Source organism: Bradyrhizobium valentinum (genome assembly GCF_001440405.1).
GTDB classification, from domain to species: domain Bacteria; phylum Pseudomonadota; class Alphaproteobacteria; order Rhizobiales; family Xanthobacteraceae; genus Bradyrhizobium; species Bradyrhizobium valentinum.
Genome location: NZ_LLXX01000118.1, coordinates 152,399 through 167,021, shown reverse-complemented (window position 1 = coordinate 167,021; position 14,623 = coordinate 152,399). Strand labels below are relative to the sequence as shown.

The window sequence follows — 14,623 nt, the reverse complement described above, 5'->3', positions numbered from 1 at the left end:
CGTATCTCAGAACGACAGTTTGAGCGTATCGGTCGCGTGGTGCAGATAGGTGGCGACGCACGCGATCAGGACGGCCCCAAACAGCCCGAGTGCCAGCGGGCGCGGACCGCGCCAGGCGATCACCATCACGATGGCTGTGGCCAGAAACAACAGGGTGAATTCCATCGCCGGTCCCAACTTCGCGAATGATAGGCCAGTCTATGATAGATTCGCCGTTCCGCTTTGTATAAAAACTGCCTGGCAGGACCAATAACGTCATTTCCGGAATGCATCGAAAATGCCCATCACCATCTACGGCATCAAGAACTGCGACACCATGAAGAAGGCCCGCGCCTGGCTCGACGATCACGGCGTGGCTTACGACTTTCACGACTACAAGCTTGCTGGTGTCGCCAAGGACAAGCTCAAGCAATGGTCCGACGAAGTTGGCTGGGAAACGCTGCTCAACCGCGCGGGCACGACATTCAAGAAGCTGCCCGATGGCGACAAGGAAGACCTGAACGAGCGCAAGGCGCTGGCGCTGATGTTGGCGCAGCCCTCGATGATCAAGCGCCCGGTGCTCGATCTCGGCGGCAAATTGCTGGTCGGCTTCAAGCCGGACCTCTACGGCAAGGAGGTGGCGTCCAAATCGCGCGGGCGCAAGGCCTAGTCGAGCTCGACTATCTCGTCGGCCGCGGGCGCGTCCGCCGGTGCCGCAGCCGGCACGAACTGGCGATCGATGACCGCCCTGACCAGAACTTCCGGCTTGCCCTTTGGTTGGAGGCCCATGAGGTTGCTGATCTTGAGCCCGCCTTCGATGCTGATGCACTTGAAGGATCCGACGATCTGCCGGACCACATTGCCGTCGCCGAGCGGCATCAGCAGCCGTTCGTAGGATACGTCCTTGCCGTCGGCATCCTGCACCGTCGAAATGGAATAGGTCGGCCGCTGACGGACCACACAAGTCCGGTACGAGGTAACGACGTTGGCATATCGTTCGGGGCCGATTGCATCGTCGAGATAGCGGTTGGTTCGCTGCGCGGGCTCGATATGGTCGCTGCCATAAGTGGTGGCGAGCCTGGCGCCCTCATGCGTGATCAGAAAGCGCGCGCCATCACCCTGGCCGACGACTTCATAGTGCATCATGTCGACCAGTTCGTCGGCGACCTGCTCCGGCTGAAAATCGCCAGGCGGAGGCATGGTTCGCTGCCTGCCGGCCGCGCGCAGCCATTCATTCAGGAGATAGCGCTGCCTGATCGATTTGACGACCGAGGGATCGGCACTTGCGAATTCCATTGCGGCCTAACCGAATTCCAGGACGTCGCCAGACGGAATGCGGCCGGGCGCGCGGTGGAAGAGATCGCGGTCGATGATGGTGCGCAGCTTCGGCACCGGCAGCTTGTCGTTTCCACGTATCAGGTTCTTGATCTCGAAGCCACCATCCTCGCTGATGGTCTTCAGCGAAGCGATGATGTGGGTAACGCTGCCGCCGTCCGAGAACGGCAACAACAGCCGCTCGTAAGCGACGATTCGTCCGTAGACGTCGTCGATATTGGCGATGGTGTAGGCGGGAAGTCGGCGTGCGATGCATTCATAGTAGACCGGCATCACGATCGGAGCGAGCCTTGCGCCAAGATACTCGTCAAGATAGCGGCCCTTGCCGGTATGCCCATAGGCGCGCGACATCCGCGTGCCGTCGCTGTCGATCGTCAGGCGTGGCGGCTGCGCATGGGCATCGACGTTGTAGAATACCAGGTCCGGCAGTTCATCTTCGATCCGCGCCGGCTGGTACTCCGATATAAGCGGGATCGATTGGTCGCGGGCGTATAGTCGCAGCCAAGTATTGAGCAGGTCGCGCTGCTTGATCGATTTGACGACGGACGGTTGGGCGCTATTAAATTCCAAAGGGCGGCATTCCTGGCGATCTAAATTGCGTGACGATGCGCTCTCGGCGGAAATATTGTGTGAAAAAGCTAAATTCCCGCAAAACACCGTTAATGATGGCTTGCCGGCGCGAAGGTCGCGGCGGAGCGCAAACATGAGCCGGCCGAGCTTGGCGGGCGGCGCCATTCGACTTATGGCGCATTTGGAACCGCCGCGCGTGCTTTACCTTCGATAGCTTTCCGCCTTGCCTAATCCATCCCGTTGACGGCATATTCCGACCCGGAGGCGGTGGGCTCGGGACGATTTCCAGGACGTCCGGCAGAGCCCGCCCGAAAAAGGGAAAAAATGGCCGCGCGCGAGCGACTTCGCGCAGACGGCTGACGGGGGAATTTGTTTGGCTGATGAGTTCATTCTCGAAACCCACGGATTGACCAAGGAATTCGCGGGTTTCTTCGCCGTTCGCGATGTCGCCCTCAAGGTGCGCCGTGGCAGCATTCATGCGCTGATCGGGCCTAACGGTGCCGGCAAGACGACATGCTTCAACCTGTTGACCAAGTTCTTGAGCCCTTCGGCAGGCCAGATCCTGTACAAGGGACAGGACATCACCGCGATGGCGCCGGCCGATGTGGCCCGTCTTGGCCTGGTGCGCTCGTTCCAGATCTCGGCGGTGTTTCCGCACCTGACGGCGCTGGAGAACGTCCGTGTCGCGTTACAGCGCCAGCATGGAAGCTCGTTCGATTTCTGGCGCTCCAAGAGCGTGCTCGACCGCTTCAACAGCCGCGCCCATGAACTGCTGAACGACGTCGGCTTGAGCGAGTTCGCCGAGACGCCGGCGGTCGAGATGCCCTACGGGCGCAAGCGCGCCCTCGAGATAGCGACGACGCTGGCGCTCGACCCGGAAATGATGCTGCTCGACGAGCCGATGGCCGGCATGGGCCATGAAGACATCGACAAGATCGCGGCGCTGATCAAGCGCATCTCGGCCAAGCACACCATCCTGATGGTCGAACATAATCTGTCGGTCGTGGCCAACCTGTCCGATATCATTACGGTGCTGACGCGCGGTCAGGTGCTGGCGCAAGGCGATTATGCCGAGCTTTCCAGGGACGAGCGCGTCAAGGAAGCCTATCTGGGGGCCGGTCATGCCTGATCCGAAAATGGCCGAAGCCGCCACCAAACCGGCCGGCGCGGAGGTTCTTTCCGTTTCGGACCTGCAGGCGTGGTACGGCGAGTCCCACATCCTTCACGGCATCAACTTCAATGTGAAGGCCGGCGAAGTCGTCACGCTGCTCGGCCGCAACGGCGCCGGCAAGACCACGACGCTGAAGTCGGTGATGGGAATTATCGGCAAGCGCACCGGCTCGATCCGCTTCAACAACGAAGACATCATACGCGCCTCCTCCGACAGGATCGCGCGGCTGGGCGTCGCGTTCTGTCCCGAGGAGCGGGGGATCTTCGCAAGCCTCGACGTGCGCGAAAACCTGCTGCTGCCGCCGATCGTCCGACCCGGTGGCCTGTCGCTCGATCAGATCTTCGAATTGTTTCCGAACCTGAAGGAGCGCCTCAACAGCCAGGGCACTAAGCTTTCCGGCGGCGAGCAGCAGATGCTGGCGATCGCCAGAATCCTGCGCACCGGCGCGCGCTTCCTGATGCTGGACGAACCGACCGAGGGCCTCGCGCCGGTCATCATCCAGCAGATTGGCCACACCATCGCGCGGCTGAAGTCGGAAGGCTTCACCATCCTGCTGGTCGAGCAGAATTTCCGCTTCGCTTCCACGGTGGCCGACCGCTACTACATCGTCGAGCACGGTAAGGTCATCGACGGGTTCGCGAATTCGGAGCTGTCGGCCAATATGGACAAGCTCCACACCTATCTCGGCGTTTAATCGGCACTTTGGCTTCACTCTGGATTAATGGAGATACTATGAAACAGCGCATTTCAGCTCTCTTGCTCGGTACCGCCCTGGCGCTTGCCGCGGGCGGCGCCATGGCGCAGGACAAGACCGTCAAGATCGGCGTACTTACCGACAACTCCGGACTTTACTCGGACCTCGGCGGCGCGGGCTCCACGCTTGCCGCTCAGATGGCGGTCGAGGATTCGGGCCTCGCGGCCAAGGGCTGGAAGATCGACATCGTCTCCGCCGATCACCAGAACAAGCCCGACATCGGCACCACCATCGCGCGTCAGTGGATCGACGTCGAGAAGGTCGACATCTTCGTGGACGTGTTGAACTCCGGCGTCGCGCTGGCGGTCAACAATCTGGTGAAGGAAAAGAACGCCGTCATGATCAATACCGGCGCGGCGACGTCGGACCTCACCAATACCCAGTGCTCGCCCAACACGATTCACTGGGTCTACGACACTTACATGCTCGCCAACAGCACCGGACAGGCGCTGGTGAAAGCCGGCGGCGACACCTGGTACTTCCTGACCGCGGACTACGCCTTCGGCCACGCGCTGGAGCGCGATACCGCCGCGGTCGTGGTCAAGTCGGGCGGCAAGGTTATCGGCACCGTCAGGCACCCCCTGAATTCGTCGGACTTCTCCTCGTTCCTGCTGCAGGCGCAGGCTTCCAAGGCCAAGATCGTCGGCATGGCGAACGCCGGCGGCGACACCACCAACACCATCAAGCAGGCCGCGGAGTTCGGCATCGTCTCGGGCGGCCAGAAGCTTGCGGGTCTGCTGCTGTTCATCAACGACGTTCACTCGCTCGGGCTGAAGGTGGCGCAAGGCCTGAACTTCACCGAAACCTTCTACTGGGACCTGAACGACGGTACCCGTGCGTTTTCGAAGCGCTTCTCCGAGCGCATGAAGAACAAGGCGATGCCGTCAATGGTGCAGGCCGGCGTGTATTCAGGCCTGATCCACTATTTCAAGACGATCGATGCGATGGGCGGCAATCCGCATGACGGCGTCAAGGTGGTGGCGAAGATGAAGGAAGCGCCGACCGACGATCCGTTGTTCGGCAAAGGCACGATCCGCGCCGACGGCCGCAAGCTTCATCCGGCCTACCTGTTTGAGGTGAAAAAGCCCGCCGAATCGAAGGGGCCGTGGGACTATTACAAGCTGGTCGGGACCACCCCGGGCGATCAGGCATTCCGGCCGCTTTCGGAGAGCGCCTGTCCGCTGGTAAAGAAGTAAACAAGATCGCCCGCCGGCAACACGCCGGCGGGCGAACTTCCGTGTCACAACGAGATTGAGTGCGAGACCGATGCAAGCTCTTTACGCACAGCTTTTGGTGGGATTGATCAACGGATCGTTCTACGCGCTGCTCAGTCTCGGGCTCGCCGTGATCTTCGGCATGCTCAACATCATCAATTTCGCCCATGGCGCGCTCTACATGATGGGGGCGTTCACCGCGTATTTCCTCCTGCACCTGACCGGCATCGGATATTGGTGGGCGCTGCTCATCGCCCCGATCGTGGTCGGCATCTTCGGCATGATCCTGGAGCGGACCATGCTGCAATGGCTGGCCGGCCTCGACCATCTCTACGGCCTGCTGCTTACCTTCGGCATTGCGCTGATCGTGCAGGGCGTTTTCCAGAATTATTTTGGCTCGTCCGGGCTGCCCTACGCGATTCCCGATTACCCACAGATCGGCGAATGGCGCGGGCTGCAGGGCGGCATGAATCTCGGCTTCATGTTCCTGCCGGTCTATCGCGGCTGGGTGGTCATTTTCTCGCTCGTCGTCTGCCTCGCCACCTGGTTCCTGATCGAAAAGACGCGGCTCGGGGCCTATCTGAGGGCTGCGACCGAAAATCCGACGCTGGTGCGCGCTTTCGGCATCAACGTGCCCAGGATGATCACGTTGACCTACGGGCTCGGCGTTGGTCTCGCCGCGCTGGCCGGCGTGTTGTCCGCCCCGATCAACCAGGTGCGGCCGCTGATGGGCGCCGACCTGATCATCGTCGTGTTCGCGGTGGTGGTGATCGGCGGCATGGGATCGATCTTGGGATCGATCATCACCGGCTTTGCGCTCGGCGTGATCGAGGGGCTGACGAAGTATTTTTATCCCGAGGCCTCCAACACCGTGGTGTTCGTCCTGATGGTGCTGGTGTTGCTGGTGAAGCCAACGGGACTGACGGGACGGGCGGCCTGACATGAGCGCATTAACTGACGATTCAATCCCCGTAACGCCGCGCGCAATGCGCGACGAGATGATCGTATTCGCCGCGATGGCGGTGCTGCTGGGGCTCGTGCCGCTGACCGGCATCTATCCATTCTTCGTGATGCAGGCCCTGTGCTTCGCGCTGCTCGCCTGCGCGTTCAACCTGCTGATCGGCTATGGCGGCCTGCTGTCGTTCGGGCACGCGATGTTCTTAGGGACGGCAGGCTACTGCTCCGCGCACGCACTCAAGGTGTGGGGCGTGTCGCCGGAAATCGGAATTGTGGTCGGCGTCGCTGGCGCCGCCGCGCTTTCGGTCGTCACCGGCTTCATCTCTATCCGCCGGCAGGGCATCTACTTCTCGATGATTACGCTGGCGCTCTCGCAACTGCTTTATTTCATCTATCTGCAGGCGCCGTTTACCCATGGTGAAGACGGCATCCAGGGTATTCCACAGGGCTATCTGTTCGGGATTTTCAACCTTGCCAAGCCCACGGTGCTTTACTACGTCGTGCTGGCCGGCTTCCTCGGCGGCTTCCTTTTGATCTACCGCACCATCAATTCGCCGTTCGGCGAGGTGCTGAAGGCGATCCGCGAGAACGAGCCGCGCGCGATCTCGCTGGGCTACAAAACCGATCAGTACAAGCTGCTCGCCTTCATCCTCTCGGGGACCATTGCAGGCTTTGCCGGTTCGCTGAAAGTGTTCGTGGCGCAAAACGCCTCGCTCACCGATGTGCACTGGACGATGTCGGGTGAAATCGTGCTGATGACGCTGGTCGGCGGCCTCGGCACCATATTTGGCCCGGTGGTTGGCGCCTTCGTCATCATCGCCATGCAGCAATATCTGGCCGGGTTCGGCCAGTGGGTGACGGTGATCCAGGGCGTCATCTTCGTCGCCTGCGTGCTGACGTTCCGACGCGGCGTGATCGGTGAGATCGCGCATTATTTCCGCCGATCCCTGTAAAACCGCCGGTTTTGGCGCAGTTTTCGGCTACACAAAGCGGTGGATGACCCCGTTCCCGGGTCGAGCCACGGCGCGCTTTTCCCTCGAATGCTCTATGACAGTTTTGTGACAGGCCGCCCGGGCGGCCGTTTCTGAAGACGGAAAAATGCCCATGCTGCGCTGGTTTCGTGCCTTTTTGCCCAAGGAGGAGCGGTTTTTTGACCTCTTTGCCCGGCATGCCCAGACGGTCGAGCAGGGGGCGCTGGCGTTGCAGGACATGCTGCGCGGCGGCGATGAGACGCCGGTATTCTGCCAGCGCGTCAATCAGTTCGAGAACGATGCCGATGGCATCACCCGCGAGGTGCTGACCGCGGTCCGCCGCACCTTCATCACCCCGTTCGACCGCGGTGACATCAAGAACCTGATCACGGCGATGGACGACGCCATCGACCAGATGCAGCAGACCGCGAAGGCGGTCGTGCTGTTCGAAGTGCGGACGTTCGAACCCCCGATGCGCGAAATAGCAACGCTTCTGGTCGAATGCGCCAATCTTGTCAGCCGCGCGCTTCCCTTGATGCAGTCGATCGGGAGCAACGTCGCGCTGCTGACCGCCATCACCGAGGAAATCGGCAAGTTGGAGGGCCGCATCGACGATCTCCACGACATCGGGTTGAAGGAATTGTTCCTCAAGCACCGCAACGGCAACTCGATGGATTTCGTCGTCGGCGCCGAGATCTACAAGCATCTCGAAAAAGTGTCCGACCGCTTCGACGACGTCGCCAACGAAATCAACTCGATCGTGATCGAACAGGTATAGGACAGGGCCAATTCAGTGGACGCCACGCTTGGTCTTCCGATTCTGATCTTTTTGATCGCGGTCGCGCTGCTGTTCGACTTCCTCAACGGATTGCACGACGCCGCCAATTCGATCGCCACGATCGTCTCGACCCGCGTGCTGCGCCCGCATTATGCGGTGTTCTGGGCGGCTTTCTTCAATTTCATCGCCTTCCTCGTGTTCGGGCTGCACGTCGCCAACACGATCGGCAAGGGAATCATCGAGCCTGACGTCGTCGATGCGGCCGTGATCTTCGCCGCGCTGGTCGGCGCCATTGTCTGGAACCTGATTACCTGGGGGCTCGGCATTCCATCATCGAGTTCGCACGCGCTGATCGGAGGACTAGTCGGTGCGGGCATGGCCAAGGCCGGGATTTCCGCGGCGGTCTGGAGCGGCCTGTCAAAAACGCTACTGGCGATCGTGTTGTCGCCGCTGGTCGGATTTCTGCTGGCGCTGGTACTGGTCGCGATCGTGTCCTGGCTGTCAGTGCGCTCGACGCCGTTTGCGGTCGACCGCGCCTTCCGCATCCTGCAATTCGTCTCGGCATCGTTCTACTCGCTCGGCCATGGCGGCAATGATGCGCAAAAGACCATGGGCATCATTGCAGTGCTTTTGTATTCGCAGGGTTACCTCGGGGCGGATTTCGCAATCCCGTTCTGGGTCGTGATTTCCTGCCAGGCGGCCATGGGCCTCGGCACGCTGATGGGGGGCTGGCGGATCGTTCGCACCATGGGGCTACGGATCACGAAGCTCACGCCGATGCAGGGCTTTTGCGCTGAAACCGGCGGCGCTGCGACCCTCTTCATGGCGACCTATCTCGGGGTTCCGGTATCCACCACCCACACCATTACCGGCTCCATCGTCGGGGTCGGCGCGGCGCGGCGGGTCTCGGCGGTGCGCTGGAACGTGGCGAGTTCGATCGTCTATGCCTGGGTGATCACCATTCCGGCGTCGGCGATTATCGCGGCGCTGACCTATTGGGCCGTGCTGTTGCTACGCTGATCCAGTGACGAGTTTGAGCCCGACAATGCCGGCCACGATCAGGCCGATGCAGGCGAGGCGGGCGGCGGTCGCAGGCTCGCCGAACAGTGCGATGCCCAGGATTGCGGTTCCGACTGCGCCAATGCCGGTCCATACCGCGTAGGCGGTTCCGATCGGCAGCACTTTCAAGGCAAGACCGAGCAGGAGGATGCTGCCTGCCATGCAGGCGAGCGTCAGGACGGATGGAACGAGCCGCGTGAAGCCCTCGGTATATTTGAGGCCGATCGCCCAGCCAACTTCCATGAGGCCGGCGACGAACAACACGATCCAGGCCATGACAACCCTCCGAACCAAGCAGGGTCGTCCCCGCGGATGAGCTGTGAGATGGAAGGCCGTCCTTCCGCTGCCGATATGGGACTGGCCAGCGGCCTCCGCAACCACCAAATGAGGCTTGATTAGCCCGGTTTTCCCTGCCAAACGCTCGATCCTCATGTCCGACATTGCCGCTACAACCGAATCGCCCTCCCGCTCGCCGCTTGCAGATGAAGTGGCACGGCGGCGCACGTTTGCGATCATCTCCCACCCGGACGCCGGCAAGACCACGCTGACCGAAAAGCTCTTGCTGTTCGGCGGCGCCATCAATCTGGCGGGACAGGTCAAGGCCAAGGGCGAGCGGCGCAATACCCGGTCCGACTGGATGAAGATCGAGCGCGAGCGCGGCATCTCGGTCGTGACCTCGGTGATGACGTTCGAATTCCAGGACCTGGTCTTCAACCTCTTGGATACGCCAGGCCACGAGGACTTTTCCGAAGATACCTACCGCACGCTGACCGCGGTCGATTCCGCCGTGATGGTGATCGACGCCGCCAAAGGCATCGAGGCGCGGACGCGAAAGCTGTTCGAGGTGTGCCGGCTGCGCGACATTCCGATCATCACCTTCATCAACAAGATGGATCGCGAGAGCCGCGATACGTTCGAACTGCTGGACGAGATCGAAAAGACGCTGGCGCTCGATACCACGCCGATGACCTGGCCGGTTGGCCGCGGCCGCGACTTCCTCGGCACCTACGACGTCGTCAATGGCGGCGTGCGCCTGCTCGAGGGCGGCGGCGCCAAGACCGGTGCGACCGAGCAGATCGATATTGCCGATCTCGCCGGGCGCAATGCCAATCTCGACGTCGCCGAGATCAAGGATGAGCTCGCGCTGGTATCTGAGGCCTGCAAGCCGTTCGAGCTGGAGGCGTTTCGCGAAGGACATCTGACGCCGGTCTATTTCGGCAGCGCGCTACGCAATTTCGGCGTCGGCGACTTGCTGGAAGGCCTCGGCAAGTTTGCGCCTGCGCCGCGCGCGCAGGACTCGAACCTTCGCAAGGTCGAGGCCGCCGAGCCGCGCATGAGCGCCTTCGTGTTCAAGATCCAGGCCAACATGGATCCGAACCACCGCGACCGCATCGCCTTCGCGCGGCTGTGTTCAGGCAAACTCAGCCGCGGCATGAAGGCAAAACTGGTGCGCACCGGCAAGAACATGTCGTTGTCGTCGCCGCAGTTCTTCTTCGCCCAGGACCGTTCGGTGGCGGACGAAGCCTTTGCCGGCGATGTCGTCGGCATTCCGAACCACGGTACGCTTCGGATCGGCGATACGCTGACGGAAGGCGAGGACATTACCTTCGTCGGCGTTCCCAGCTTCGCGCCGGAAATTGTCCGCCGCGTGCGCCTGACGGACGCGATGAAGGCGAAGAAGCTGAAAGAGGCGCTGCAGCAGATGTCGGAAGAAGGCGTGGTGCAGGTGTTCCGGCCGCGCGACGGCGCGCCGGCGCTCGTCGGCGTCGTCGGTCCGCTGCAGCTCGACGTGTTGAAGGCGCGGCTCGATGCCGAATATTCGCTGCCGGTGGAATTCGAAGTCTCGGAATTCCAGCTCGCGCGCTGGGTCTCGTCCGACGACCGCAAGAAACTGGACGCCTTCATCGCTGCCAACGGCTCCGGCATCGCCGACGATGTCGACGGCGATCCAGTATTCATGGCCAAGAACGAGTTTTACCTCGGCTATACCCGCGAACGGGCCGAGGGCATCAATTTTTCCAACGTCAAGGACGTGAAGAAGGTGTAAGGGGCGATCGGCCGCCGCCCAGCCTCCCATTGTCGTCCCCCGCGAAGGCGGGGGACCCAGTACGCCGCGGCTTATCCGTAAATCACTGACGTCTCTGGAATACTGGATCGTCCGGTCGAGCCGGACGATGACAGTTGGGGCTGAGGTTGGTCGCTCACCACTTATGCATCCATTGGATGCATGCATGCATTCTGGACTGGGATAAAGTCCTTGCGCCTCACGGGCTTCCGTTAAAGTATCCACCGGATGCTTTCAACAAAAGGGAGACCGACCATGACTGATCTCGCGACCTATTCCCGTTCCGGCCCCGTCGGCACCATCGTGATCGACGACGGCAAGGCCAATGTGATGTCGCTTGCCATGCTGAATGCCCTGCATGCGGCGTTCGATCAGGCGGAGAAAGACAAGGCCGTCGTGATCCTGAAGGCCCGCGGCAAGCATTTTTCCGGCGGCTTCGATCTCGGTGTCTTCGCCAAGGGAAGCGCCGAGGACCAATATCTGATGGTGAAGGCGGGCGCGGAGCTGGCGCTACGTATCCTCTCGTTCCCGACGCCGGTCGTGGCGGCCTGCCAGGGCAACGCCTATCCGATGGGCGCCTTCCTCATCATGTCCAGCGACCATCGCATTGCCGCGGAGGGCGATTACCGGATCGGCATGAACGAGGTCGCGATCGGGCTCACCGTACCGCGCTTTGCGATCGAGATCGCGCGGCAGCGGCTGACGCCGGCCTATTTCAGCAGGGTGGTCATGACGGCGGAAATGTTCGGTCCCACCGAAGCGGTCACCGCCGGCTTCTTTGACCGCGTCGTTCCGCCCGACGCGCTGGAGCGCAGCGCCGAGGAGGCCGCGCAGGCGCTCGCCACCCTCAACATGGCCGCCCACGCCGCCACCAAGGCGCGAGCGCGCGGGGCGGTGATCAGGATGATCCGCGACATGATCGACGAGGACATTACGCCGCAATATGGCGAGGACCGTGTTGTCAGGCGGGCGTCTGCCTGACTGAAAACTTCGGCGGCCCGGAGTAGCGTTGCGTCGCATGCCTTTGTATGAAGGAGACATGACCGCAAAGCCGCGCCGGGCGACCTATCGCCATGGCAATCTGAAATCCGCAGCGCTGAAGGCCGCCACCCGTCTGGTGGCCACGGCCGGCCATGAGCAGTTGAGCCTGCGGGAGGTCGCCGATGCCGTCGGCGTCGCGCATCGCTCGCTGTACAATCATTTCGCCGACCGGGAGGCGCTCTTGGATGCGGTCGCGACCGAGGCCTACACGCGGCTTGCCGCCATCCTGGTCAAGGCGGAGACGCCGCAGGATTACACCGCGAAATATGTCCGCTTCGCGCTCGCCAATCGCGCGCTCTATGCGCTGATGACCAGCCGCCCGCACGCCACCATGAAACTCAATCCGCCGCTGCAGGTTGCGGTTCATAAGGTCATCGCTCAGGCCATGCGGATATTCTGCCAGGATATCGAGAGCCCGGTCGAACGTCGCCGCGCGGTGATGAAGGTCTACATCACGCTGTATGGCGGCATCTCGCTCTATACGGCCGGCGTCCTCGACCAGCCCAGCGAGAAGGCCCTGATTGCGGAACTGTCCGCCATGAACGCAGGGATGTGAACGCTATCGGCCTTGATAGCGCCTGCAGCACGCATCAGCTTAGTGGGGTCGCCCGTGAGGACCCCGCTGCATGTTTCGACTTGCCGTTGTCTGCCTGATCGGCCTGCTCGTCGGGATAGGCGCTGCCGATGCCCAGCGGCGGCGTCAGATCGATGCCACGCCGTTTTCACATGCGCCCTGCAGCGTGCTCGACGGCCAGCCGTGCACGCCGTCGTTTTGCAGCGTGTTCAACGACGGCCCCTGCATTCCCGAGATCGATTATCCGTACGGCCAAAACCTGCAACTCACGATCGAAAGCGCGCCGCCGCAGGGTCAGACCGCGAAATACCGCAAGCCCGACCATGATCTCGATACGATCGGCGACCTGTTTGCCGCGCTGCGGTCCTGCTGGTCGCCGCCGCCTTCCGATATCGCGCGCGCGGGCATGCAGATGTCGGTTCGTTTCAGCTTCAAGCGATCGGGCGAGATCATTGCTACGCCGCGTGTGACGTATGCCACGGCCGGCGTCCCGGCCGACACCCGCGCCACCTATCTCAAGGCCATCAACGCGTCGCTTGCCGGCTGCACGCCGCTCAAGTTCACGTCCGGATTGGGCGGCGCACTCGCCGGGCGACCGATTGCGATCCGTTATGTCGACAACCGCGATTTGGGAAAGCAGGCGGAGAAGCCGTAACGGCGGCCGTGTGGCGCATTGCACTCCGAGCCCCTAAAATGTTACGCGGATAATCCGGAAGACCAGCCGCGGAACGGGAGAACATCATGGGACTGCTGGTGTTGATCCTGGGCCTGATCCTATTCCTCGGCGTGCACACGCTCACCACTCAGCGCAAGCTGCGCGCGCAGGTGATCGCGGCGACGGGCGAGGGCGGCTACAAGATCGGCTATGCGCTGGCCTCGTTCATTGGGCTTGCCCTGATCATCTGGGGCTTTGCCCAATATCGTGCGACGGGGATGCGGCCAATTTGGGATCCACCGACCTCCCTCAAGCACATCGCGGTCGCCCTGATGCTGCCCGCGGTGATCATGGTCGTCGCCTCCTACATCCGGGGCCGGATCTATACGACGCTGAAGCATCCGATGCTGGCGGGCATCAAGCTGTGGGCTGCGACGCACCTGCTCGCCAACGGCGATCTCGGCTCGATCATCCTGTTCGGCTCGTTTCTCGCATGGGCGGTATATGACCGCATTTCGCTGAAATATCGTTCCGACGCCGGCGCGCCGCCGATTCCCGTCGGTGGTCCCGGCAACGATCTGATCGCGATCGCGGTCGGTCTCGTCGCCTATCTGGCGCTTGCATTCGCGTTCCATCCGGTCGTGATCGGCGTCCCCGTGGTTGGAGCCTAGCATGTCGGTTCAGTCTGCCATCAAGCGCAAAACCGCGCCGGATATCCGCGCGCGCAAGAACGGCGAGCCGATCGTGATGCTGACGTCCTACCATGCGCACACCGCCGCGCTGGTGGACCGTTACTGCGACGTCATCCTGGTCGGCGATTCCCTCGGCAATGTCATGCATGGTTTCGAGACCACCGTGCCGGTAACGCTCGACATGATGATCCTGCAGGGACATGCGGTGATGCGGGGTTCGAAGCACGCCCTGGTCGTGGTGGATATGCCGTTCGGCTCCTATGAGGCCTCGAAGGAGCAGGCGTTTCATTCCGCGGTGCGGATATTGAAAGAAACCCATTGCGGCGCGGTGAAGCTCGAGGGCGGTGCGCGGATGGCGGAGACCGTCGCGTTCCTGTCCGAGCGCGGCGTGCCGGTCATGGGTCATATCGGGTTGACGCCGCAATCGATCAATACGCTCGGCTCGTTCCGCGCGCAGGGCCGCGACGAGGGCAGTTGGGATCCGATTCTGAAGGATGCCCAGGCGATTTCGGATGCCGGAGCGTTCTCGGTCGTGATCGAGGCGGTTGCCGAGCCGCTGGCGCGAAAGATCACCGAGACCATCTCCATTCCGACTATCGGCATCGGCGCCAGTGCGGCCTGTGACGGGCAGGTGCTGGTGCTGGAGGACATGCTGGGCCTGTCGCCGCGGACGCCGAAATTCGTTCGTCGCTACGGAAATCTCGGCCCCGCGATCGAAGCGGCGATTGAGGGCTACGCCAGCGACGTGCGCTCGCGCGCTTTCCCCGGACCAGAACACGTCTACGAGATGAAGAAGAGCTGACGAGGC

At 62.1% G+C, this 14,623-nt stretch carries 18 protein-coding genes; 14 read left to right on the top strand and 4 right to left on the bottom strand.

Going from position 1 to position 14,623, the window contains the following annotated elements:
- Positions 1–6: 6 nt before the first annotated feature.
- Positions 7–165 (bottom strand): DUF5993 family protein, encoded by a 159-nt coding sequence (locus tag CP49_RS46120; RefSeq protein WP_197423147.1) that lies wholly within the window; start codon positions 163–165, stop codon positions 7–9.
- A gap of 112 nt (positions 166–277) precedes the next feature.
- Here CP49_RS46120 and CP49_RS17850 point away from each other — a divergent pair, with 112 nt between their 5' ends.
- Complete coding sequence (locus CP49_RS17850; RefSeq protein WP_057851502.1) at positions 278–649, top strand: ArsC family reductase; 372 nt, start codon at positions 278–280, stop codon at positions 647–649.
- Here CP49_RS17850 and CP49_RS17845 read toward each other — a convergent pair.
- On the bottom strand, positions 646–1,275 hold the full coding sequence (locus CP49_RS17845; protein WP_057851501.1) for a PAS domain-containing protein: 630 nt from the start codon (positions 1,273–1,275) through the stop codon (positions 646–648). The genes CP49_RS17850 and CP49_RS17845 overlap by 4 nt on opposite strands.
- 6 nt (positions 1,276–1,281) lie before the next feature.
- Complete coding sequence (locus CP49_RS17840; protein ID WP_057851563.1) at positions 1,282–1,884, bottom strand: PAS domain-containing protein; 603 nt, start codon at positions 1,882–1,884, stop codon at positions 1,282–1,284.
- A 373-nt stretch (positions 1,885–2,257) separates the two neighbouring features.
- On the opposite strand from CP49_RS17840, the gene CP49_RS17835 reads away from it, so the two are divergent.
- From CP49_RS17835 to CP49_RS17805, 7 genes are all read left to right on the top strand, one after another.
- Entirely contained in the window at positions 2,258–3,013 is a 756-nt protein-coding gene (locus tag CP49_RS17835) for an ABC transporter ATP-binding protein (protein WP_057851500.1), read from the top strand.
- Positions 3,006–3,749 (top strand): ABC transporter ATP-binding protein, encoded by a 744-nt coding sequence (locus CP49_RS17830; protein WP_057851499.1) that lies wholly within the window; start codon positions 3,006–3,008, stop codon positions 3,747–3,749. Before CP49_RS17835 ends, CP49_RS17830 begins: the two co-directional genes overlap by 8 nt.
- 38 nt (positions 3,750–3,787) lie before the next feature.
- On the top strand, positions 3,788–5,005 hold the full coding sequence (locus CP49_RS17825; protein WP_057851498.1) for an ABC transporter substrate-binding protein: 1,218 nt from the start codon (positions 3,788–3,790) through the stop codon (positions 5,003–5,005).
- 70 nt (positions 5,006–5,075) lie between these two features.
- Positions 5,076–5,963, top strand: coding sequence for a branched-chain amino acid ABC transporter permease (locus CP49_RS17820; protein ID WP_057851497.1), 888 nt, complete (start codon positions 5,076–5,078; stop codon positions 5,961–5,963).
- A gap of 1 nt (position 5,964) precedes the next feature.
- Positions 5,965–6,933, top strand: coding sequence for a branched-chain amino acid ABC transporter permease (locus tag CP49_RS17815; RefSeq protein WP_057851496.1), 969 nt, complete (start codon positions 5,965–5,967; stop codon positions 6,931–6,933).
- A 151-nt stretch (positions 6,934–7,084) separates the two neighbouring features.
- Positions 7,085–7,729, top strand: coding sequence for a DUF47 domain-containing protein (locus CP49_RS17810; protein ID WP_057851495.1), 645 nt, complete (start codon positions 7,085–7,087; stop codon positions 7,727–7,729).
- A gap of 15 nt (positions 7,730–7,744) precedes the next feature.
- Positions 7,745–8,749: an inorganic phosphate transporter gene (locus CP49_RS17805; protein ID WP_057851494.1), complete on the top strand. Its 1,005-nt coding sequence runs from the start codon at positions 7,745–7,747 to the stop codon at positions 8,747–8,749.
- Here the strand turns inward: CP49_RS17805 and sugE are convergent.
- On the bottom strand, positions 8,741–9,064 hold the full coding sequence (gene sugE, locus CP49_RS17800; protein ID WP_057851493.1) for a quaternary ammonium compound efflux SMR transporter SugE: 324 nt from the start codon (positions 9,062–9,064) through the stop codon (positions 8,741–8,743). The genes CP49_RS17805 and sugE overlap by 9 nt on opposite strands.
- Before the next feature lie 154 nt (positions 9,065–9,218).
- On the opposite strand from sugE, the gene CP49_RS17795 reads away from it, so the two are divergent.
- The 6 genes from CP49_RS17795 to panB all read left to right on the top strand — a co-directional run bounded on the left by CP49_RS17795 (position 9,219) and on the right by panB (position 14,617).
- Complete coding sequence (locus CP49_RS17795; protein ID WP_057851492.1) at positions 9,219–10,835, top strand: peptide chain release factor 3; 1,617 nt, start codon at positions 9,219–9,221, stop codon at positions 10,833–10,835.
- Between the two features lie 273 nt (positions 10,836–11,108).
- A complete protein-coding gene (locus CP49_RS17790) occupies positions 11,109–11,834 on the top strand; it encodes a crotonase/enoyl-CoA hydratase family protein (protein WP_057851491.1) in 726 nt (241 codons plus the stop codon).
- A gap of 58 nt (positions 11,835–11,892) precedes the next feature.
- Complete coding sequence (locus tag CP49_RS17785) at positions 11,893–12,450, top strand: TetR/AcrR family transcriptional regulator (RefSeq protein ID WP_197423146.1); 558 nt, start codon at positions 11,893–11,895, stop codon at positions 12,448–12,450.
- Positions 12,451–12,520: 70 nt separating this feature from the next.
- Positions 12,521–13,123 carry a hypothetical protein gene (locus CP49_RS17780; protein ID WP_057851489.1) on the top strand — a complete coding sequence of 201 codons (603 nt, stop codon included), beginning with the start codon at positions 12,521–12,523 and terminating at the stop codon, positions 13,121–13,123.
- Between the two features lie 86 nt (positions 13,124–13,209).
- The gene (locus tag CP49_RS17775) at positions 13,210–13,794 is read left to right on the top strand and encodes an NnrU family protein (protein ID WP_057851488.1); all 585 of its coding nucleotides are present in this window, start codon (positions 13,210–13,212) and stop codon (positions 13,792–13,794) included.
- A 1-nt stretch (position 13,795) separates the two neighbouring features.
- A complete protein-coding gene (gene panB / locus CP49_RS17770; RefSeq protein ID WP_057851487.1) occupies positions 13,796–14,617 on the top strand; it encodes a 3-methyl-2-oxobutanoate hydroxymethyltransferase in 822 nt (273 codons plus the stop codon).
- The last annotated feature ends 6 nt before the right edge of the window (positions 14,618–14,623 follow it).